We start from the raw sequence: 20,018 nt of genomic DNA, 5'->3' as shown, positions 1-20,018 counted from the left end.
GGAACGGCACCGCGTAGAATGCCGAACGGCCGCTGGACGGGGCTTTGGGCAGATATCGAGGAGTGTGCAGTGCGGATCAATGGGCGCGGGTGGATGTATGCAAGGCGTGTGTTGTTTATGGTGCTGCTGCTGGTTTTTGCCCTGTCGGGCTGCTCCAAAAAGATGGAGGTTGCACCACCGGCCACGTTGACCGGCGAGCAGGGCAAGGCGGGAGCCATGCTGGCCTACGAGCATCGATTGAGCCTGCAATTGCCTGCCGATGCCATCGCGCCCAGGCTCGCCGCCACGCGCAGTGCGTGCGAGTCAGCGCAATTCGGCGCCTGCAATGTGCTGCGCATCGAGCAAAGCAAGAATCGCGCTGAACTGGTGTTGCGTATCGTGCCAGCCGGGGTCGAGCCGCTGGTGGCCCTGGCCGCGCAAGGCGGCGAAATCGGCGAGCGCGAAACCTCGGCCGAAGATCTGGCCCAGGTGATTTCCGACAATCATCGCGAACGCGAGCAACTGCAGGCGCATACGCAGCATCTCAGCGAGCTTGCGGCGCGACGCGATATCGCGGTGGCCGATTTGATCGCGATCAGCCGTGAGCAGGCCAACATCGATAGCCGCATGCAGGAGTTGGAGCTTGGCGCTGCCGTCATGCAGCACCGGCTCGATACCAACAAGGTCACCCTGAGTTTTACGCCGGTCGGCGCGGATAACCGTTCGGCGCGGGTAAGCGGCTCTTTCAGTCGTTGGATGGATCGCCTCACTGACGGTATTGCCGATGCGCTAGACATGTTCGGTTATGGCCTGCCGTTCTTGTTATTGGCTTTTCCGCTACTGCTGCTATGGCGGTGGCTGTGGCGCAAAGTGGTTTCACGTCGCAGCTAACAGCAGGCTCGGGCTTTCCATACTTATTAAGGAACTGCATCGCGATGTCGCGCGAAAATCTCATGGGCGGCCGTCGTGGCCAGGGCCGCAGCGAGCCGCCGCCAAAGCAGAGTTTGCGCGAGCGGTTTGTCGCCTTGCGCAACTTGCCGCCGTTCTTGCGCGGCATTTGGCAAACCAGCCCGGCGATGAGTATCGCCAGCATCGTCTTGCGCTTGCTGCGCGCTTTGCTGCCGGTGGCGACACTTTATGTCGGCAAACTCATCATCGACGAGGTCACCCACCTCTTTCGTACCGGCGGGCTGCACGCTGATCTGTCCGCCTGGTTGAGCGACCCGCTGCTGCATCGATTGTGGTGGCTGTTGGCGTTGGAATTTGCGCTCGCGGTGGGGGCGGATTTGCTGGGGCGTATCGTTTCGCTGATCGATTCGCTGTTGTCCGAGCTTTATACCAATGCCACCAGTGTGCAACTGATGGAGCATGCCGCCTCGCTGGATCTGGAGGATTTCGAAGACGCCGATCTGCAAGACAAGCTCGATCGCGCACGCCGCCAGGTCGCCGGGCGTAGTTCGCTGTTGTCGCAGTTGCTGGGCCAGGCACAGGATATGGTCACCATCGTCAGTTTTGCGGTGGGGCTGATGATTTACGCGCCGTGGCTGATCGTGCTGTTGCTGGTGGCCTTAGTGCCGGTGTTTGTCGGCGAGCTGCATTTCAACGCGCAGAGCTACGCGGTCAACTACCAGTGGACGCCCGAGCGGCGCGAGCTGGATTATTTGCGCATGATCGGCGCCAGCGCGCAGAGCGCTAAAGAGGTGAAAAGTTTCGGCCTCAATCGTTTCCTGATCGATCGCTATCGCGTGCTGTCACAGTCGATTTATCGAGCCAACCGGCTTATTGCAGTGCGCAGAGCCGGCTGGGGTGGTTTGTTCACCACGATCGGCACGATCGGTTATTACGCCGCTTACGCGGTCATTGCGTTGCGTACGGTGCAAGGTCATTTCACGATTGGTGACCTGACCTTTCTCTCCGCCTCGTTCCGTCGCCTGCGTAGCCTGCTGGAAGGGCTGTTGGTGGGCTTTTCGCAAGTGGCAGGGCAGGCACTGTATCTGGACGATTTGTTCTCGTTCTTTCAGATCAAGCCGGAGATTTTTTCGCCGCAGAACCCGCGGCCTTTCCCACATCCCATTCGCGAAGGCTTCGTGTTCGACAATGTCGGCTTCCGCTATCCCGATGCCGAGCGCTGGGCGGTGCGGCATTTGAGTTTCAAGCTGCATGCGGGCGAGGTGTTGGCACTGGTAGGTGAGAACGGCGCCGGCAAAACCACCTTGGTGAAACTGTTGTCGCGCCTATACGACCCAAGCGAAGGGCGCATCCTGCTGGATGGTCATCCGCTGGCCGAATACGATCTGCAAGAACTGCGCGCGAATATCGGTGTGATCTTTCAGGATTTCATGCGCTATTTTCTCAGTGCGGCGAACAATATCGCCGTGGGGCGTATCGAGGCGCGCGAAGACCAGGCTCGTATCGTCGATGCGGCCCGTCGCAGCGTAGCCGACGAGGTGATTGCGAAACTGCCCAAAGGCTATGAGCAGATGCTGGGTAAGCTATTCAAGGGCGGGGTGGATTTATCCGGCGGCGAGTGGCAGAAAATCGCCATCGCCCGCGCCTATATGCGCGATGCGCAACTGCTGATTCTGGACGAGCCGACGGCCGCGCTGGATGCGCGCTCCGAGTTCGAGGTATTCCAGCGCTTCAAGGAGTTGTCGCACGATAAGAGCGCGGTGATTATTTCGCATCGCTTCTCCACGGTGCGTATGGCCGACCGCATCATTGTGTTGGATGACGGCTGCATCGTGGAGATAGGAAGTCACGATGCACTGGTCGCCGCTGGCGGGCACTACGCGGAGCTGTTCGAGCTGCAGGCGGCAGGGTATCGGTAAGTAGAAAACTAGGCGACAAACCGCGCCTGCGGCCGACGGCTAAAACGGTAAACCGAAGCCGGCGGCAAATTAAGCAAGGCGCTGCCGACGCGCACGGCTACCAGGTCGAGTTGTTGCAGGGTGCTGTCTGAAAGCGGACAACGCGGCCCATAGGTGAATTGATAAAACACGCCATCGGCATGCAGTTGCTGATCGAACGCACCTTGCAGAATCGCGATCACTTTCTCGGTCGGCATCGACAACAGCGGCAGGCCGCTGATGATGGCGCAGGCACGCTCCTCACCGAAGAGGGGGTGGGTTTGACCCAGTTGGGCCGCATCCATGCTTAGCACGCGAGCTTGCGGATAACGGCGGGCCAGTGCGTCGGCAAAGTGGGGGTCGGCTTCGATCAAGGCCAGCCGATCGATAGGCAAGCCGCCTTCAAGCAGGGCGCGGGTGAACACACCGGTGCCGGGGCCCAATTCGATCACCGGGCCGTCGAGCTGGCCGATATGAGCTGTCATCAATCGCGTCAATGCCGGCCCCGAGGGAGCCACTGCGCCGATGCTGCGCGGATCACGCAACCATGCGCGTAAAAAAGCCAGGGTATCGCTCAACGACATCGACAACTTCCGGTGAAAAGGGCGGCGTTGGCCAAAGGCTGACGTCGATATAGGTCTAGCAAGTACACGCTAACAACTGCGGGCTAACAATTGCAGGCTAACAACTGCAGATGAACAGGATGTTCTGATATGCGGGGCGGAAGCAAAACCATCAAGGTCTTACGGCCCGCGTACCGGGATATTGATGCTGCAAAGGTCGATCTTACCGGCTGGCAGCTTATAGAAGTCGTCACGGCGGTTGCGCTTGGCTTCGATCAGCGCGGCGAAGGTGGCGCTATCGGTGCGCAGTACTTCAAGCTTGCCGCGCTCGGCTGCGGGCAGGTCGGCGACAAGGCGGATGGATTGGATAGTCAGCCGTTGTGCCGGTTTCTCATAGAAACCCAGCGGTCCCGTGCCACGCGGCAGTCCAGAAAGGTATTCCATGCCTTGCAGTACCCGGCCGGCGATGGCGAGATTGCGATCCAGGCCGCGTGGCGCCTGGCCGATGACGGCGTACAGCGAGCTGCCGCTACCGGTCTCGGGGCCCACATCGCGCGCTACGCCGACCATGCCATAGCAATGAGTTAACCATTCCTGTCCGCTGGCTTTATCGCGGGCTGCCGGAAAGCCTTCCGAAAAACCGACCTCGGGGGCATAGACGTCGCCGTCCGGTAGCGCGGTCCACGGCAGCTTGCTGTCGATCGGACGGGTGTATTCCGAAGGCAAGGTGCGCTTGGCTTTGCCGAGTGAGCGCAGCTTGCTCTTATCACCCTTGTCGTCGTCCTCGGGATCACCCCATTGCGAGACAAAGTTGTCCTGTACCCGTATGACCGCCAGGCCATCGAAATAATGTTCACGCACCAAGGTGCGGATATTGGCCGCGTGCAGTGGGGTGAAGTCCGGCGCCAATTCAATCATGACCCGGCCCTGCGGCAGTTGCATCAACAGCAGGTTCTCGGGATCGGGCTTACGCCACTCTTCCGGCTTGGATCGCTCCAGTAGCTCTTTTGGCGTCGGTGTCTTGGCTGCGGCCGGACTATCGGCGCTGGCGCAAGGCAAGCTCACTGCGCAAAGCAAGGACAGGCCGAGTAGACGTAAGACGAATCGAGACATGGCGAACCTTGCGCTGAGAGGATGGCGGTGCTGCAAGGTAGCAGAGCTGGCATACGGTTAGTTAGGGGGCAGGCAACCGGCAGCGACAATGCCCCCGCGCTACCGGCAAACCCCAACCCAATCCGGTGGTTGTGGTGCCAGCTTTTGCGCCACGGACAGGTAACCGCTATCGAGTTTTGCGGCAAGCCAATACAACGTGCTGCTGGTCTTGGCATCCCATAAGCCGCTATAGCCGGGCTCACCGACTTCTCGTCGGGCCAGGTCGAACGGCACCTTGGTGTGCACAAACTCTTGATGGCTGCGCTGACCTTCGGCATAGGGGCGCAGCCAATCGAGCGCCAGACGCAGCGAAGCACCCTGCGAGGTCCGGTAGTTCAGCCAGTCGCCGCCGATACCATAAGGCTTTGCGGCGAGTGTGGCTTGCACCAGGGGCTGCAAGTCGTAGACCACGTAATGCAACGCATCGCGCTCGCCGAAATCGATCACCGAGCCATCAGGCCGAATGTTATCGGCGACTTGTTGTTTGAATATCGCAAAAGCGCTGCTCAGCATGGCGCGGTCGCCCAGCGCGGCCGCACTGAGCGCGATCAGCTTGACCCGATGGCTCTGCCAATTGTTGATCGTGGTGGCAGGCCCAGGCCGGCGCGCGTGCTGGATCCGATCGATATAGCCGGTGCCGAGCTTGCGTAGCAGCGCCTGTGCCATGGTTCGCGTGCTTGGACTTAAGGCGTCGGCCGTCAACATATAGGCGTCAATCAGTCCATCCAGATTTGTCTCGTCGATCGGATTGAAGTCCGGCTGGTAAGTGCCGGCCCAAGCCGCCAAGTAGGCATCGACTTGTTTCAGGTAGCGCGGATCGCCGTTGATCCTCCAGGCCTGCGCGGCGCGGCGCATGATCGGCCAGTCCTTCTCCGCCGCCATGCTTTGATCGCGTATGCCCTGATGCGGCAGGGTCCCCTCCGTATGTACGTGCGCTATGGCGCCTGGCCGGTCGTCGAGATGATGCAAGGCGACGTCGAGAATGGTTTTCGCTGGGCCCGTATTTTCAGAAGTGACAGAGCACCAGCCCAGGATGGGGGAGGGGGAGCTTGGTGCTTCATGGCCGACCGTGGCGCAGCCGGCGCCGGACAATGCCATCGCCATGCCAGCGAGTATCCCCAGGGTTTGCAAGGTCGCTATTCTCGGCATCGTTCTCTTCTCCTGTCCTTATTCATGTTGCCGTGAATGGCGGACGTTTACGCCAAACCGCGAAACCGGGCGGTAAATCCGATCATGGCGATCAGCAGTCGCGAAAGCAGGGTCAGGCCCCTGGGCATATTGCGCCTGCGTACATCGAGCAGTAGCGCTACCCGTGTCTCGTCGCTCCGGTTCCATACCTCGTGCGCGAAGGTGTCATCCCATAGCAGGTAGTCGCCATCGCCGATGCGATATTCCACATCTTCAATAGCGAGCACAGATGCCGGACGACCGTCCTCTGCCAGCGGTACCGATACCCCGAGCTGAAAGCGCAGTACCCCTTTGAACGGGCCGCTATGCCTGGGAATGTGCTTGTGCGGAGCCAGAAAGGATAGCGTCGCGGAAAGCACGTCGGGTTCGGACGAGATCAACTCGGCGAGGCGAGGGCAGGCCGCCATATTCTTTGCGATATCGACGCCGTAGACCTTCAATAGAAAGAGGCGCCAGTCGCGGCCGTCATTCGCCGAAATTTCCGACTGCTCTTTCATCAGCTCATGAAAGCGCGGCACCTTGTGCAGTTGGCGAGCAAGCAGTAGCGCCTCTTCGCGGATCTCTGGCCACGCGGCGGCAAAGCGCTGGGCTGCGGGGAATACTGTGTCGGCATCTAAAACTGGCGGTGTCGCGATGTGAGCGCTATAGACAGCCCGAATGGCGCGAACCGATAAATCGTAAATTCCCATGGCTTAATCTGTACGCATTTCTTTAGCTGCGTCAAGATTAAAGAAGTTGGGCTGCTTTTAGCCAATGCGTCAAGTTCTTGAGGCTCGTAAGACGGCGCCTTACAACCTCGTCAACGATTCGACCTATGCCATCCGACTGGCCGCCGGGCAGCGATTCGCGTGATCGCTCGGCCGGGCCATAACCGGCGACAGGCTAAGGCTCCTGCCTTTGGACCGAGTTCATCTCATGTCTTACCCGGCTGATCCGGTCGTATACCACCTTGCGTAAGCGATTCAATGCGCCGAGTGGGCGATGATCGGGGCAGGTGGGTGCATTATCCGCGCGCTCAAAGAAGCGGCTGTAGTTGTGAGGATGCATTTCAAGCAGCAACGAAATGGCATATTCCTGCAATCTTGTCGCTGTAACTGGCGGCAGCGAAGGCATGGCCGCCGATACGCAGCGAGTTGCCTGTTGCTGAAATAGGGACGATCACCCCCGGCGAACACGCTGCCGAAAGATCATCGCGACTGTAGACAGCGCTGCCACCCGTGCACGAGATAATCAGAAAGGACTCGCGCGTGCTTTCTGATAAAAAGCGAATTCGTGTTTTCACATACTTCTGCTTTCCACCGACCTGGAAGGCATTGTCGGCGTAAATTTTCCCTAGATACTCTTGTATCTCAGAGGGATCCTTGCTGTAGAAATCGACCTTCAGGTTGCTGTCGGCAGGCATGGCACATCCACCTAACAGAAGGGTTCAAGCACCCCTGAGATATCGATATTCCTTTGATCCGAGAAGGGACGACCGTTAATGATGCGGCTCATCTCATACGTGACGATGGCGTGAAAGAGGCTGTGCCGGTCAAGGTCGGGTATCGATCGCCAGCCGGTGAAGATCGATAGGCGGGGGCGGGGTCAGCCTGTGTGCGGCTAAGAAGCCCCAAGAGCGCATCAGATAGTGATAAGTGAGGCTGGCATTTCGCGTTGACAACCGTGCCCCATTGCGCTCAACGTATGGCGCGGTGTTTCCACAGAGGGCTTCGGCGCGCAACTGCGTCGGCTTGGAGAGGGGCTCCCGCATACGTCTTGAATATCAATGTTCGGGAATGGCTTCAATCCCGGAGAAGTGGGATTGGCTGCCATTCAAATCCAACTCGATAGCTTAGGAGTAACGCTATGCAACAGACTGACGATATCGTTTCGGGCTGGCTCAGCGGTTCGGACAGCATTGACGGCATGGAGAATCCGGCCGGTCCACTCTACATCGAAGGTGCGGCAGCGACCGAGGCGGCACTGACCAGCTCGACCGCGGGGATGAATATGTTTACCAGCGCGACCACCGTTTCGTGCGGCGGGTTCGGCGGGTGTGACTGCTGTTGAACTAAGCTTCAATCAACGCGCAGTCCGCTTTTGGCTGCGCGTTTATCATCGATAGTTTTGCGAACTGCCTCCTGAACTGGAAGGATTCCGAGCAAACGATGGTCGAGACAAGTACACCTGATGCCTTCACCCGCATCATTGAACACTTCACCGCCTCCACACGTGCAGCGTTCGCTGCCCGCCTCGCGGAACTATCCACAGGGCTCGATCTCGGCGAAGCGGCATTGATTCGCTCGGCGGTCGAAGAGGCCGTGCACCATACGGCGCGACTCAAGCTCAATCGCGTGCTGCTGTTGGAGCTGCACGCCGCCAAACGGGCCGGTGAATTGGTTGCCGAAGACGACGCCGGTCGTTTTGCCCAATTCGTCGAACGCTCGCTGCAAGCGGAATTTGCCGAGCATCTGGATCGTCGCTATCCGGCACTGCGCAAGCGCCTGCAGCGTGTACTCAGCCAGCAGCGAATATCCATCGAAACACTATTGATGCGGTTTATCACCGACCGTGCCGCGCTGGCGCGCCTGCTCGGCCGCCGGGCCGGGCGGCTGACCGCACTGGCCCTGGGTCAGGGCGATCTGCACGCGGGCGGCCAAGCCGTAGCGCGGCTGTCGCTGGAGGGCGGCGAGGTAATGTACAAGCCGCGTTCGCTACGCATCGACAGCGTGCTCGATGCATTTCTTGCCGGCGTTTTCGGCACCGCCGCCAACCGCATCCGCGTGCCCGAGGTGATCGACCGCGGCGACTATGGCTGGGCCGCCTTCGTTGTCCAGCGCTATTGTGAAAGCGAAGACGAGCTGCGGGTCTTTTATCGCGGCCTGGGTCATTGGTTGGCGGTGTTGCGCCTGCTCGGTGGCACAGACATCCATTTGGAAAATCTGATCGCCGCAGGTCCGGTACCCGTAGTCATCGACGTCGAGAGTTTGTTCGCCGTCATCGACAAGGGCCTGCCATCGCCATACGGCCACGCTTACGATGTTGCCCAAGTACTGATCCGCAGCTCGGTGCTGCGCACCGGTATCGTCCCCTACCGCGCGCCGGCGTTAGGCTTTGATGGCGTCGACATCTCCGCGGCCGGCGCATTACCGAACCAGCAGCCGCAAGTGCATGCGCCGGTTATCGTGGGCGAGGGCACGACGGAGGCGCGAGTAAAGGTCATCAATGTCGACGTGACTCCGGCCCGGAATCACCCCGGCCGGAATCCTGACGTGTCGTTGTATTGGGACCAGATCAGCGAAGGTTTTCTCGCTGCCACAACGCAGTTGCGCAAGCTCGATGCCGATGGCGAACTCATGCCGTTGCTGGCTGCATTCGAGCACTGCCAGGCTCGCGATATCCTCCGGCCGACCCAGGCCTATATGGAAATCGGGCGCATGCTATGGCACCCGGCTTCGCTGTACGACGAAGCCAAGGCGATCGAGCGTGCCCGCGACTTGCTCGCACGCAATGCTCTCGTGGTGCCGATCGCGCCATCGGCAGCGCAGGAGATAGCGGCCGAGATCGACGATCTGCGCTACGGCGATGTGCCGGTTTTCGCAGCGCCGCTGAATCGCGCGCGGATCGATGCAGCGCTGGCCGACTGGCGGGCGATGCGCATCGATCTGGAGGAGCTGACCATCCGCAGCGCGTTAGTCGCGACCAAGCTCAATCGCAGCGTTGACGAGCCCGTGGCAAGCGGGCGTCATTACTTCGCTCGCCATCCGCATACTGATCGTCTTGATGCACGCCGCCGCAAGCTTGCTGTGGAAGCGGTCGAGCGCCTGCTACGGCTTGCCGTGCGCGGCGACGATGGCTCGGTGACCTGGATTACCCCGGAAACGACCCAGAGCGGCTGGCTGGTCCAACCGCTGCAGGCCGATGTCTACTTTGGCCTCGGTGGGGTCGTGGTCGCGTTGGCTGGCTACGTATACGAGGTTGAGTGCGGCCGTGCAGACGTGGTGCCCGGTGTTGACGACGCACTCAACGGTGCCTTGAAAATCCTGCAGGCATTGGTCATAGCCGACAAGCCCCGGACGATTGGCGGCTTTAGCGGCTACGGTGCGCAGATATGGACCTGGCTGACCCTGCATGATCTGTTGCGGCGTCCCGAGTTGCTGGCTAACGCGGTGACTTGTGCCGAGGCTTTGGCGCTCGAAGGCTTCGGCAACGATACCTATTTCGACATCATCGATGGGGCCAGTGGTGCCATCGTGCCGTTATTGCAACTGGCCGAGGCCACCGGCGATGCACGCTGGCTCGCACTGGCTGCGCGGGCGGCACGGCACTTGGAGGCAGCGGCTATTGTCGATGCGCGCGGCGCGCGCTGGCAGACGCCGGTGTTCGCCGAGCCGATCGGCGGATTCGCGCACGGCGCCGTCGGCGTCGGTTGGTCATTGGCGCGACTGGCGCTGGCCGGTGCAGGCGACGAGGCCGATCGCGCGCGTTGGAGTGCGCTCGCCAACGCTGCGTTCGCGTTCCAGGATTCGTTGTACGACGAGACGCTGGGCAATTGGCTCGACATGCGCCAACTGGGCGTCACTGAGACCTTTCACACCTGGTGCAATGGCAGTGTCGGCATCGGTTTGGCCGCCGGCGATCTGTACGCGCGCACGCGTGATCCGCGTCATTTGCGCACCTTGCGTCGCGCCGTTACGGCTTCGCATGGACAGTGGGGTTCAAGTCACACCCTTTGCCACGGCGACCTGTCGTTGTGGGAGCTGTTCGTGCGCGCCGCGGCGCTGGATCCCGATGTCTCCAGCGCCGACCGGGATGAGCCGACCGCGCAGGTTATTTCGGCCATTGAGGAGCATCACGGGGTGATCGGCGGAATGACTCGTGCCGCCTTTACACCGGGTCTGATGACCGGTCTGGCTGGTGCGATCCATAGCCTCAACCGGATGCATCCAGACTGCAAGCTGGCCTCGCCGCTGCTGCTTGAGCGCCTGAATCAAGCCGCGTGATGGATGCGGTTAGCGGAGTAATCCGTTAGCCGTGCGAATCGGCGCCGACGATGCCAACTCGATGCATCGCGCCGATCTACCGCTTGGACGCATCGCTTACCAGGTCGGGTGGGCGCTTCTTATAATCGTCAGTCGATGAAGTAGTGCGAAAGAAGCGCAACACGCATACTCGTCCTCACCCATCCATGGAGCCTCTGATGCGTCACACTCTGTTTGCCGTTCTGATCGCGTTTGCCTTACCTGCCGCGGCACATGCTCAACCCGCAGCACCTGCGGCGCCGGGCACGCTCAGCACGGCCTTGAATGATCCGGCCCGAAAATCGGATGCGGCCAATGACGCTCGCCGAAAGGTGGTCGACGTGATCGCCTTCACCGAGATCAAGCCAGGCAGCCGGGTGCTCGAACTGATTCCCGGCGGTGGGTATTTCAGTCGCGTATTCAGCGCCGTGGTCGGGCCGCAAGGCCACGTCTACGCCGTTTTTCCCACCGCCTACGAGAAGGTGGAGCCGGGCTTTGCGGATAAGCTGCGCGAGGTCGCCAAGCAGCCGCATTACGGCAACATCGAAGTGATGCTGCAGCCCGCCGACAAGCTCACCGCTCCCGCGCCGGTAGACCTGGTGTTCACCTCGCAGAATTACCATGACTATCCAGATAAGTTCATGGGCAGCGTGGATCCGGCTGTACTCAATAAGCAGGTATTCGATGCATTGCGTCCAGGTGGTTTGTTCGTGATTATCGATCACGCGGCGCAGGCTGGCTCGGGCATGCGAGACACCGACACGCTTCATCGCATCGATCCGGCGATCGTCAAGCAACAGGTAGAAGCGGCGGGTTTCGTTTTCGATGGCGAGTTGAACGTGCTTCGCAATACGACCGATGCACATACCAAACAGGTCTTCGACAAATCCATCCGCGGCCAGACCGATCAGTTCATCTACCGGTTCCGCAAGCCTGCCGCCTGATTGGGCACGTTTGAAATCGACGTTGCGCAAGCCGATGGCTGCGCGACGTCATACCTTGCTGAGTCCCGTGCTGCATCCGGTTGTTAGCCGGATCTGGCACAGATAAGCTCCGATCGAATACGGCCCGGCACCAGCACCAGATGCAAGATTCGATGAAAATCCGCGATGTGCCGCAGTTGGGTATGGCACGCATGTCGATAGTAGGGCGCCTGCTGGCCTTGGCCGAGGCGGATGCTCAAGTTCTGCTTCACGAAGGTGTGTCGGCATGATTCCGGTGACCACGCTTGCACACCTGCGTGCGCAGACGCCGGGCCTGAGTGATGCCGTGCACCTCAATCATGCAGGCTTGTCGCTACCGCCGCTTGCGGCCATCGACGCGATACGCGAACACCTCGCATTGGAGTCGAAACTTGGCCCGATGGCGGCGGCAGCCCACGTCGCCGAACGACTGGATAAGGCTCGCAGCGACGCTGCAACGTTGCTCAATGCCGACGTCGATGAGATCGCGTTTACTAGCTCATGCTCCAACGGTTTCGACTGTTTTTTTGCCGCGTTTCCACCGCTCAAGCCGGGGGAGCGCATCCTCGTGGGGCGACAGGAATGGGGTGGTAGCCTGGCCGCATTCGAGCGTGCGGCTCAGCGCTTCGGGGCTAGCGTTGAGGTCATTCCTACTCAGGCGGATGGCAGTGTCGATGCGCAAGCGCTGGCCAAGGTCGTCGATGAGCGGGTGCGTCTGGTCTCGCTGACCTGGTTGCCTGCCAATGGTGGTTTGATTAACGACGCAGTCGCCGTTGGCAAGGTGACCAGGCAAGCCGGCATCCCTTATTTTATTGATGCTGCGCAGGCGGTCGGCCAGATTCCCGTCGACGTTAAGGAGCTGCAATGCGATGTGCTGGTATGCCCAGGACGAAAGCATCTGCGTGGGCCGTCCGATACGGGCATTCTCTATGTCCGTCGTGCGTTCTTGGAACATCTGGAACCATCGTCGCGCGATGCGCCCCTTACTAGCGGGAATTTCTCGTTGCGCGCCGACGTACGCCGCTTCGAGGCTGACGAGCAGCCGATAGCACTTCTGCTCGGCTTAGCCGAATCGATCGCCCTGGCGTTGACCTTAGGCGCACACCATATCGCCGCGGAGATCGCTGTTCGCGCACAAGCGCTGAGAACACGACTTTTGCGCGTGCCTGGCCTGACCGTCCATGACTTGGGCGAAGGTGTTCGTTCGGGCCTGGTATCGTTCAACCTGCGCGGACATCAAGCGCTCGATCTCAAATCCATTCTCGCGGCAGAACAGATCCAGATCGCGGCCAACGGCATTCCTTTTACTCCGCTGGACATGCGGGCACGGCGGCTCGATTGGATCGCCCGTGCTTCGGTTTCATATCTCAATACCGACGAGGATGTGGAGCGCTTGGCTACCGCATTGACGCGACTGGCGTAGCGTCAATAGCTGCTCGGCAGTCATGGCCGTGGCATAACCCACTTGCGTAGCACTCGTGGTTAACCACCGAGGCGCAGGGATCATCAGTCATCGACAGGGTAGGGACGTTGCGCTGAGTCTCAGTAGCCACGGCCCTAGGCTAGTCCAAATGACCCCTATGCGCTTTGATCCATTGCGCGCAGATGGACTTCTTTATGCGGATGAGGCTGATATGTAGTCGAGTCCCAATCCCAGAGAACTGTGCCATGATCTTCGCTGCTCTATCCGGCTTGTGGCCGGGAACATCCCGACAATCCGTTGAAACGTGTAGCCATCTTATTCACCAAATATGGAGGCGCTCATGGACATTCCGGAAGAACTCATACAGGCGAAGGCTCAGGTCGAGTTTGGCTTGCTTGCCCTTCCTGGCGTGGTTGGCATAGGGCTTGGTGCACGAGAGGAGAACGGCGAGTTTTCTGATGAGCTTGCCGTAAGGATCCTCGTGGAGGATGCCTCACGGGTGCCTGATGGATTACCCAGTGAAATCGCAGGTGTCGCGGTCTGCATCATCGAGCGTGTATATGAGCCGGTCGCGTTCCCGGACGTGGATCGTTACCCCGAGCTTCGTGGTGGAATCAGGATCGAGTCCCAAGCACGCGGTTTCGGCACAATGGGTGCTCTGGTGATGGATACCGCAACGGGGGAGATACTTGGGCTGAGTAACTTCCATGTCACCGGTCCAGTTGGAACGCAGATCTGGCAGTCAAAGACGCCGAATCTGATCGCAAGTGTCCCGCCGATACTAGATGACCTTGTCGGTGATGTTCTTCGTGTTGATTTTCCGGACACGCCACCGTTGCCGCTTTCGCCGATAAGGGTGAGCACGACCGATTCTGGTGTGTTTCGGACCAATGGGGCGGCAGCACAGGGGCGTGGTGTCTCGCGAGCAATTTCCGGCCAAGGCCTTGGTTTTCCTGATTTGATACCCGCAGTGACCGCGACGGCCGAGCCGGCGATATTCCAAACTGTGCGCAAGCGAGGCTTTATGACCGGACCGACGAATGGGAGCATCTTGGGTGCTCAGGTTGTCGGCAAATGGATGACTATCAATTGGTCGCCAGGGGGGGGCAATACTTACCTCGTTGAACAGGTGGAGATCTTCGGAAATGGCGGTGTCTTCGTGGATGGCGGCGACTCCGGATCGCTGGTTCTCGACGGTGTTGGGTCGACTGCGCTGGGCCTTCTGTACGGTGCAAGTCGTGGTGGAGCCTTCGCCCCTGCTGGGCACTTTGGCATGATGTCATTGATCGCTAACGTGGAGGCTCGCCTCGGTGTTTCGACGGTTTGGGCCTAAGCACGCGTGCTTTCCCATCGTACCGGGGGGAATAATGTTGATGTAGCTATGCGAACTCGAAGGCATCGGTCCTCAAACCTTTGAGCAGGCCCCCGCGAGGCAGATAAAGCGCCCTGCTTGCGGGGGCAATCCAGGGTTATCTTCTGGTTGGTCAATAACCCATAGAATGTCCTGTCGATCCAGCATGAGATAGAAAACGAGAAGCAAGCCGAAGCATTCTCCATGCGAGAGTTCGCTGAGGTCTTTCTGATCGATTTTCAGGTCGTACTTGGTAGCCAAGTAAATAAATTCGAAGAGATAGTCATAAGTCTCTTGAATCGACCGCTGTCCCTTCATCTGCTTGAGTACACCGTGGACTGCATTCGGCGGTGAGACATCTTTTTCGCTGCTATTCCAGGAGATTACCCTTCGTGTCGCATTATTCCGGCCCCCTGCTCACACGTCCCATCGCCGAGACACTGCTGGCTGCACACGCTGCCGCTGCGGGCGAATGGACCGGGTCACTGGATCTGGGGCGTTCAAACGGCAGCGCGTTGCTGCAGACGGATGCTTGGCAATGGGGCGGTCAGTACTACCCGTATCCGCACAAGCTGAAAGACCGCACGATTTATTACTGGGACGGCGATGAGTTCGCGCCGGTATCGCGCTTTTCCGGCTCGCTTATCAAACTGGTGCCTACGGAGTGGGGCGCTCCCACCTTCGAGATCGACGGTATCAAGATGCTACCCACGGCGAAGGAATCGCCGTTTGAGGATGCGCGCCGTAAAGTGGCATTGGTCGAGCCGCACGGCAAGGTGCTGCTCGATACTTGCGGTGGCCTTGGCTACTTCGCGGCCTGCTGTCTTGAGGCTGGCGTGGCGCGCATCCATTCGTTCGAGAAGAATCCCGACGTGCTGTGGCTGCGTACGCTTAACCCCTGGTCACCGGATCCGGATGCGCCCGCCAGCGGCGGCCGTCTGCAACTCAACCATGCCGACGTGTCACAGGCGATCATGCAGATCGCCGACGCCTCGGTGGATGCGCTGCTGCACGACCCGCCGCGTTTCGGTATCGCCGGTGAGCTCTACTCACAGGCGTTCTACGATCAACTTGCACGCGTGCTCCGTCGCGGCGGACGCCTGTTTCACTATACGGGGAGTCCGAACAAGCTCACCAGTGGCCGCGACGTCCCGCGCGAAGTGGAGAAACGTTTGGAGAAGGCGGGTTTCAAGGCGCAACTGGCGCTGGACGGTGTCCTGGCGACACGCCGCTAAACAGCTTGATGAAATCGCTATGTCATCTCGGCTACTTTTCTGACGGCAGCGGCGCATCCACCGCAAGCTGCCGGCCATCAGGGTCTGCGAGCAGCATTTGCAGTACCGGCCAATGCTGCTCCTCGAACGGCCGCAGGACCGTACCGCTGTGCGGTGGCGTGAACTGACTCGCATCGGCAACCGCTAAGCCGAGTACTACCTGAAGCACATGATGACTCGGCCGTTCCGCAATAAAAATGTAGGGCCCGCCATTGGGATGACGCAGGCGGCCTGAGTTGTGATCCGTCTCGAATTCCAGCTCGTATCCAAGCTCTTGCCAGAACGCAACCGTTTGGCCCCAGTTATGCGTTTCGATCAGGATGCCGTTGATGCCTTTAGTTTTCATGCTTCCTCCGCTTTCGTTGATGTGCGTCGAGATAGGCACGCAAGGCCGTAGCCACAATGGCCGACAGCGATTGCTCTGTCTCGACGGCATGGTGTTTGACCTCGCGAATCAGTTCGCTCGGCAAGTACACGTTGAATTGCTTAACGGGGTCCGTCATGGGCAGTGCCATACCGTTGGTGCTAGTTTGCTAGCATGCTAATACGACGAACGGGACAGTACAAGATGGGGGGCAACGCCAAATGTTGTCACTTCGCGTTAACCGACGCTCTGCTAACAAGCCCGTTTTGTTTTCGATGATGTCGTAACCGGCTGTAAAAGTTTTCAGTCCGCTCATAATCAACGCTCGGAGATTGCCATGACCACGCTACTGCTATGTCGTCTTACCCGTCGCATCGCCATCGCGCTGAGTCTGGTCGTGGCCTGCGCATCCCTGGCAGGGTGTGAAACCTATAACTGCTCGCAGTGCCACAATTTCGCATCCGCGCACATGAAACTGGTCTATCGCAACGTCAACAGCGTCGGCCATGTGCGAATCGTGCCGACATTATCCGGCGTGCTGTGATTAGGCTGACCTGACACCCCGATCAAGCCCTTGCATGTCGTAAACATTCTTGGGTTCAGTTGCCGTCCGGCGCGCGAGCATGACCACGAGCATATGACAAGAACCCAACCTGGTCGCAGACTGGGGCAGGGGAGAGAGACGGTCGGTGTGCTGTCTGACATGCCTTCGATACAACCGGCCAAAGCTGGATTTTGGCCGGGGTGAGGTCATGCGTCAGGCCAATGAAAGTGTCTCGGCTCCATAAACTGGACATGCATCTGAAGCGATGGAGTCCTCGCTATTTGAGATGCTTGGACGAAGGCGTTCTCTTTTTATATGGCGTGAGGTGAGGTTAGTGAGCGGACTTGGAGCACGTAGGAAGTTTCTGTCGCTTTCAGGCAAGGCATTGCTTGCGGCGGCCATGTCACCCGTGGCGATCTCGGGCGAAGCCGGTCGCCAACCCAGTCCGGCTAGCGTCCCGCCGCCAACACTCGGCGACCATCTTTATCGCGACGCATTGGTTCTCGATGGCAACAGCACGCCGTCGATCGGTCAGTTGTGCTGCAATGAGCAAACGAAAGCAGACTTGGCGGTCGTGCGCGATTGCGGAATTACTGCGCTGAAGACAACCCTTGGTGGATTTCAGGGGTCCTTTGAGGAGGCGGTGAACGACATCGCCGATGCGCAGAATCTGATCGAAAGATACCCTGATCTTTTTATCAAAGTTGCCCGGCACGACGATCTTGGCCGCGCGAAACGCGAGAAAAAAGTCGCCCTGATCTTTTCGTTTGAGGCGGCCACCATGTTGGGGGACAAGCTCGATCGCATTGAGCTATTCCGAAAGCTCGGCGTTCTAGTGATGCAGTTGTCCTATAACCACAAATCCCCATTGGGCTGCGGTTGTCTGGACGGCGATTCGGATGGCGTCACCAAGCTGGGGCGCGAGGCCATAGCCAAAATGAACGCCTTGGGCGTGGCGTTGGATCTTAGTCACGCCAATACGGCCACCACGGCCGACGGCATTGCCCTATCGACCAAGCCCGTGCTCATCTCTCATGCAGGCTGCCGCGCTGTTTTTTCGCATCCGCGAAATAAGGACGACCGCGAGATGAAGGCGCTTGCCGACAAGGGCGGTGTCATGGGCATCTATATGCTGCCGTTTCTAACGGAGGACACCAGGCAGCCCATGCTCGAAGACTACATGCGCCATATGACGCATGCGCTGAATGTCTGCGGCGAGGATCATGTCGGCATGGGTACCGATACAAACGTTTTTGAAGTCACGGAGAGTGACCTCAAGGCGATGGCGGCGTACACCCAGGAGCGAATCAAAAAGGGAGTTGCCGCGCCGGGTGAAAACCGTCCTCTTTACATCCCTGACCTCAATACCCCGCGCAAGCTGGAGCGAGTGGCCGATGCATTGCTGAGTCACGGCTACAGTGCGCGGGTGGCGGAAAAGGTGCTTGGACTCAATTTCAGTCGTGTCTTCAATGACATCTGGATGGCTTAAACAGAGGTGACAGCTCGGCGGATCTAAGAGGTCCACGCCCGAGAGCCTGCGCGACGATATCAACGAGATGCTGGATGATGCGTAGGTTGGGGTGAGCAAAGCGAACCCCAACGTTGCGCGGCATTAGGCATCACCGCGAACCCCAACGTTGCGCCACGTTGGGGTTCGCTCGCGCTCACCCCAACCTACCCCGAACGCCGAAGTGGATTTCAACCACCTCTCCAGCGTGTTCGCTGTCATCGCCAAATGATCGACATGGCGCAAAGCGCATCGGACCATGTGCACATGCAACTGCAACGTTGCGCGGTATTAGGCATCACCGCGAACCCCAACATCCGCCACGTTGGGTATCACTTCGCGCACGTCGACGCGCAGGGGGCGACCTGACCCATGTCATGCCATCGATGGCGCCAAACAATATCTTGGGGCGAAAGCGCCAATGATCGCTTTGGTGCGAAAAATCGCTTGGAGCCTTGTTGACAGGTGCTCATCAGTCATGTGTACTAGTACGCACAGTACACATGTATGGAGTCGCCCCATGGCGAGAACTAATCCCTTGATGATAAGTGTCGCCACCGGTGACTCTCGACCTATCAGCAAGCAGATCGTCGATGCGATACGCATGCAGGTTGCCCGCGGTGAACTCGAACCAGGCATGCAAGTACCTAGCGTGCGAGGCCTCGCCCAGCAGTTGTCGATCAACCCGAACACCGTTGCCAAAGCCTATGCCGAACTTACGGCAGAAGGATGGCTGCAACCCCGGCAGGGGCTGGGCCTGTATGTCACTGCGCCGAGAGCAAGATTCTCTTCGGCCGAACGCGAGCGTCGCCTTGCCGAGGCCATTGATCGATTCGTCAACGAGGTCGTCGCTTTGGGCGTGCCCGCCAGCGACGCTCTCGCCCGTCTAGATGACGCCCTGCGTGCTGTGTCACGCCTGTCTGCCTGAGCGAGGAGCCGCAATGAGCAACCACACTCCTGTCATCCGCACCGAAGGGTTGAGTTTGCGCTTCGGCGACAAGATGGCATTGGATAATCTGAATCTCATCATGGACCCAGGTGCCATACATGCCATCGTTGGTGCCAATGGTGCCGGTAAGTCCACGCTCTTTCGCATTCTGTTGGGTTTCTTGCAGCCGACAGCAGGGCGTGCGTGGGTACTGGGGCGCGCTAGTGATGCACTGACGCCAGCAGACCGCGGCCTCATCGGTTTCGTCAACGAGGAGCACACGTTGCCGTCATGGATGCGCGTCGAACAACTCATAGCGATGCAGCGACAGCATTACGCGAACTGGGACCAGGCTATCTACGATGAGGTCATCGGCCACTACGACGTCAGAGCCCGCCAACGCATCAGTGAGTTATCTCGTGGCGAGCGCGCCGGTGTGAACTTGGCGGTCAATCTGGCGCAGCAACCGAAGTTGCTCATTCTGGATGAGCCGACGCTGGGTCTTGACGTTGTCGCCAAACGCGCATTTCTTGAGGCGTTGCTTTACTCCAATACAACGCAGTCATGCACGGTGGTCTATTGCTCGCACCAGATGGACGAAATCGAGCGTGTTGCGGACAACCTGGTGATCCTTGAGCGTGGCGCGTTGCGTCATACGTCACCGCCGGATGATTTCCGCGCCCGCGTCCGATACTGGATCGCCGAGATGCCCTTCCGCGGACCTGACCCGAGCTCAATCCCTGGCCTGCTGGAAGTACAGCGCATTGACGGGCTGCACCACTATCTGGTGCTGGACCAAGACGATGCCTTCGCACTATTCCTGCAGCAACATGGAGCGCGCTCCACGCAAAGTATGCCGGTCAGCCTCGACCGCGCCGTCAACGGCTTCCTGGCGAAAGGGCATCGCATGCCCGTAGCTGCCTAAACACACATTCGA

The 20,018-nt window shown here is 59.4% G+C and carries 19 protein-coding genes; 12 read left to right on the top strand and 7 right to left on the bottom strand.

The genetic code is table 11. From position 1 onward, the window contains the following. Nucleotides 1–93: 93 nt before the first annotated feature. Both DVJ77_RS03125 and DVJ77_RS03120 read left to right on the top strand, forming a co-directional pair. Entirely contained in the window at nt 94–870 is a 777-nt protein-coding gene (locus DVJ77_RS03125; RefSeq protein ID WP_114843974.1) for a DUF4349 domain-containing protein, read from the top strand. A 62-nt stretch (nt 871–932) separates the two neighbouring features. Continuing rightward, nucleotides 933–2,807, top strand: coding sequence for an ABC transporter ATP-binding protein (locus DVJ77_RS03120; protein WP_114844216.1), 1,875 nt, complete (start codon nt 933–935; stop codon nt 2,805–2,807). A gap of 8 nt (nt 2,808–2,815) precedes the next feature. On the opposite strand, the gene DVJ77_RS03115 is transcribed toward DVJ77_RS03120, so the two are convergent. The 5 genes from DVJ77_RS03115 to DVJ77_RS03095 form a co-directional block, all read right to left on the bottom strand. Beyond that, nucleotides 2,816–3,409 carry a class I SAM-dependent methyltransferase gene (locus tag DVJ77_RS03115; RefSeq protein ID WP_114843973.1) on the bottom strand — a complete coding sequence of 198 codons (594 nt, stop codon included), beginning with the start codon at nt 3,407–3,409 and terminating at the stop codon, nt 2,816–2,818. A 159-nt stretch (nt 3,410–3,568) separates the two neighbouring features. Continuing rightward, entirely contained in the window at nt 3,569–4,501 is a 933-nt protein-coding gene (locus DVJ77_RS03110; protein WP_114843972.1) for a peptidylprolyl isomerase, read from the bottom strand. A gap of 99 nt (nt 4,502–4,600) precedes the next feature. Continuing rightward, entirely contained in the window at nt 4,601–5,689 is a 1,089-nt protein-coding gene (locus tag DVJ77_RS03105) for an alginate lyase family protein (protein WP_225427756.1), read from the bottom strand. Between the two features lie 47 nt (nt 5,690–5,736). Further along, nucleotides 5,737–6,417, bottom strand: a complete 681-nt coding sequence (locus DVJ77_RS03100) for an aspartyl/asparaginyl beta-hydroxylase domain-containing protein (protein WP_114843970.1) — start codon at nt 6,415–6,417, stop codon at nt 5,737–5,739. Between the two features lie 359 nt (nt 6,418–6,776). Then, on the bottom strand, nt 6,777–7,130 hold the full coding sequence (locus DVJ77_RS03095) for a hypothetical protein (RefSeq protein WP_114843969.1): 354 nt from the start codon (nt 7,128–7,130) through the stop codon (nt 6,777–6,779). 443 nt (nt 7,131–7,573) lie between these two features. On the opposite strand from DVJ77_RS03095, the gene DVJ77_RS03090 reads away from it, so the two are divergent. The 6 genes from DVJ77_RS03090 (at nt 7,574) to DVJ77_RS03060 (ending at nt 15,699) form a co-directional block, all read left to right on the top strand. Then, a complete protein-coding gene (locus tag DVJ77_RS03090; protein WP_114843968.1) occupies nt 7,574–7,777 on the top strand; it encodes a DUF6229 family protein in 204 nt (67 codons plus the stop codon). Nucleotides 7,778–7,875: 98 nt separating this feature from the next. Next, nucleotides 7,876–10,710, top strand: a complete 2,835-nt coding sequence (locus DVJ77_RS03085) for a type 2 lanthipeptide synthetase LanM family protein (RefSeq protein ID WP_114843967.1) — start codon at nt 7,876–7,878, stop codon at nt 10,708–10,710. A gap of 197 nt (nt 10,711–10,907) precedes the next feature. Next, nucleotides 10,908–11,672 carry a class I SAM-dependent methyltransferase gene (locus DVJ77_RS03080; protein ID WP_114843966.1) on the top strand — a complete coding sequence of 255 codons (765 nt, stop codon included), beginning with the start codon at nt 10,908–10,910 and terminating at the stop codon, nt 11,670–11,672. 265 nt (nt 11,673–11,937) lie between these two features. After that, complete coding sequence (locus DVJ77_RS03075; protein ID WP_114843965.1) at nt 11,938–13,113, top strand: aminotransferase class V-fold PLP-dependent enzyme; 1,176 nt, start codon at nt 11,938–11,940, stop codon at nt 13,111–13,113. A gap of 340 nt (nt 13,114–13,453) precedes the next feature. Beyond that, nucleotides 13,454–14,446, top strand: a complete 993-nt coding sequence (locus DVJ77_RS03070; protein ID WP_162791350.1) for a chymotrypsin family serine protease — start codon at nt 13,454–13,456, stop codon at nt 14,444–14,446. 410 nt (nt 14,447–14,856) lie between these two features. Then, entirely contained in the window at nt 14,857–15,699 is an 843-nt protein-coding gene (locus DVJ77_RS03060) for a class I SAM-dependent methyltransferase (protein ID WP_114843962.1), read from the top strand. Between the two features lie 31 nt (nt 15,700–15,730). Here the strand turns inward: DVJ77_RS03060 and DVJ77_RS03055 are convergent, their stop codons facing one another. After that, nucleotides 15,731–16,084, bottom strand: coding sequence for a VOC family protein (locus DVJ77_RS03055; RefSeq protein ID WP_114843961.1), 354 nt, complete (start codon nt 16,082–16,084; stop codon nt 15,731–15,733). Beyond that, nucleotides 16,074–16,241, bottom strand: coding sequence for a ribbon-helix-helix protein, CopG family (locus tag DVJ77_RS03050; protein ID WP_114844215.1), 168 nt, complete (start codon nt 16,239–16,241; stop codon nt 16,074–16,076). The genes DVJ77_RS03055 and DVJ77_RS03050 overlap by 11 nt, the downstream gene beginning before the upstream one ends. Before the next feature lie 198 nt (nt 16,242–16,439). Here DVJ77_RS03050 and DVJ77_RS03045 point away from each other — a divergent pair, with 198 nt between their 5' ends. The 4 genes from DVJ77_RS03045 (at nt 16,440) to DVJ77_RS03030 (ending at nt 20,006) form a co-directional block, all read left to right on the top strand. After that, nucleotides 16,440–16,646 (top strand): hypothetical protein, encoded by a 207-nt coding sequence (locus DVJ77_RS03045; RefSeq protein ID WP_114843960.1) that lies wholly within the window; start codon nt 16,440–16,442, stop codon nt 16,644–16,646. 334 nt (nt 16,647–16,980) lie between these two features. Then, on the top strand, nt 16,981–18,135 hold the full coding sequence (locus tag DVJ77_RS03040) for a dipeptidase (protein ID WP_225427754.1): 1,155 nt from the start codon (nt 16,981–16,983) through the stop codon (nt 18,133–18,135). Nucleotides 18,136–18,673: 538 nt separating this feature from the next. Beyond that, a complete protein-coding gene (locus DVJ77_RS03035; protein WP_114843958.1) occupies nt 18,674–19,081 on the top strand; it encodes a GntR family transcriptional regulator in 408 nt (135 codons plus the stop codon). A gap of 13 nt (nt 19,082–19,094) precedes the next feature. Further along, complete coding sequence (locus DVJ77_RS03030) at nt 19,095–20,006, top strand: ABC transporter ATP-binding protein (protein WP_114843957.1); 912 nt, start codon at nt 19,095–19,097, stop codon at nt 20,004–20,006. Nucleotides 20,007–20,018: the final 12 nt, after the last annotated feature.

Origin of the sequence: Dyella tabacisoli (genome assembly GCF_003350925.1) — a bacterium.
Taxonomy (GTDB): Bacteria; Pseudomonadota; Gammaproteobacteria; order Xanthomonadales; family Rhodanobacteraceae; genus Dyella_C; species Dyella_C tabacisoli.
The sequence above is the reverse complement of the archived record's forward strand: the minus strand, read 5'-3'. Positions and strand labels throughout refer to the sequence as shown.

What these genes read in the sequence shown, in the direction of transcription:
- DVJ77_RS03125 (WP_114843974.1), top strand. Translation starts at nt 94, where the DNA reads ATGTATGCAAGGCGTGTGTTGTTTATGGTGCTGCTGCTGGTTTTTGCC.
- DVJ77_RS03120 (WP_114844216.1), top strand. Translation starts at nt 933, where the DNA reads ATGGGCGGCCGTCGTGGCCAGGGCCGCAGCGAGCCGCCGCCAAAGCAG.
- DVJ77_RS03115 (WP_114843973.1), bottom strand. Translation starts at nt 3,409, where the DNA reads ATGTCGTTGAGCGATACCCTGGCTTTTTTACGCGCATGGTTGCGTGAT.
- DVJ77_RS03110 (WP_114843972.1), bottom strand. Translation starts at nt 4,501, where the DNA reads ATGTCTCGATTCGTCTTACGTCTACTCGGCCTGTCCTTGCTTTGCGCA.
- DVJ77_RS03105 (WP_225427756.1), bottom strand. Translation starts at nt 5,689, where the DNA reads ATGCCGAGAATAGCGACCTTGCAAACCCTGGGGATACTCGCTGGCATG.
- DVJ77_RS03100 (WP_114843970.1), bottom strand. Translation starts at nt 6,417, where the DNA reads ATGGGAATTTACGATTTATCGGTTCGCGCCATTCGGGCTGTCTATAGC.
- DVJ77_RS03095 (WP_114843969.1), bottom strand. Translation starts at nt 7,130, where the DNA reads ATGCCTGCCGACAGCAACCTGAAGGTCGATTTCTACAGCAAGGATCCC.
- DVJ77_RS03090 (WP_114843968.1), top strand. Translation starts at nt 7,574, where the DNA reads ATGCAACAGACTGACGATATCGTTTCGGGCTGGCTCAGCGGTTCGGAC.
- DVJ77_RS03085 (WP_114843967.1), top strand. Translation starts at nt 7,876, where the DNA reads ATGGTCGAGACAAGTACACCTGATGCCTTCACCCGCATCATTGAACAC.
- DVJ77_RS03080 (WP_114843966.1), top strand. Translation starts at nt 10,908, where the DNA reads ATGCGTCACACTCTGTTTGCCGTTCTGATCGCGTTTGCCTTACCTGCC.
- DVJ77_RS03075 (WP_114843965.1), top strand. Translation starts at nt 11,938, where the DNA reads ATGATTCCGGTGACCACGCTTGCACACCTGCGTGCGCAGACGCCGGGC.
- DVJ77_RS03070 (WP_162791350.1), top strand. Translation starts at nt 13,454, where the DNA reads ATGGACATTCCGGAAGAACTCATACAGGCGAAGGCTCAGGTCGAGTTT.
- DVJ77_RS03055 (WP_114843961.1), bottom strand. Translation starts at nt 16,084, where the DNA reads ATGAAAACTAAAGGCATCAACGGCATCCTGATCGAAACGCATAACTGG.
- DVJ77_RS03050 (WP_114844215.1), bottom strand. Translation starts at nt 16,241, where the DNA reads ATGACGGACCCCGTTAAGCAATTCAACGTGTACTTGCCGAGCGAACTG.
- DVJ77_RS03045 (WP_114843960.1), top strand. Translation starts at nt 16,440, where the DNA reads ATGACCACGCTACTGCTATGTCGTCTTACCCGTCGCATCGCCATCGCG.
- DVJ77_RS03035 (WP_114843958.1), top strand. Translation starts at nt 18,674, where the DNA reads ATGGCGAGAACTAATCCCTTGATGATAAGTGTCGCCACCGGTGACTCT.
- DVJ77_RS03030 (WP_114843957.1), top strand. Translation starts at nt 19,095, where the DNA reads ATGAGCAACCACACTCCTGTCATCCGCACCGAAGGGTTGAGTTTGCGC.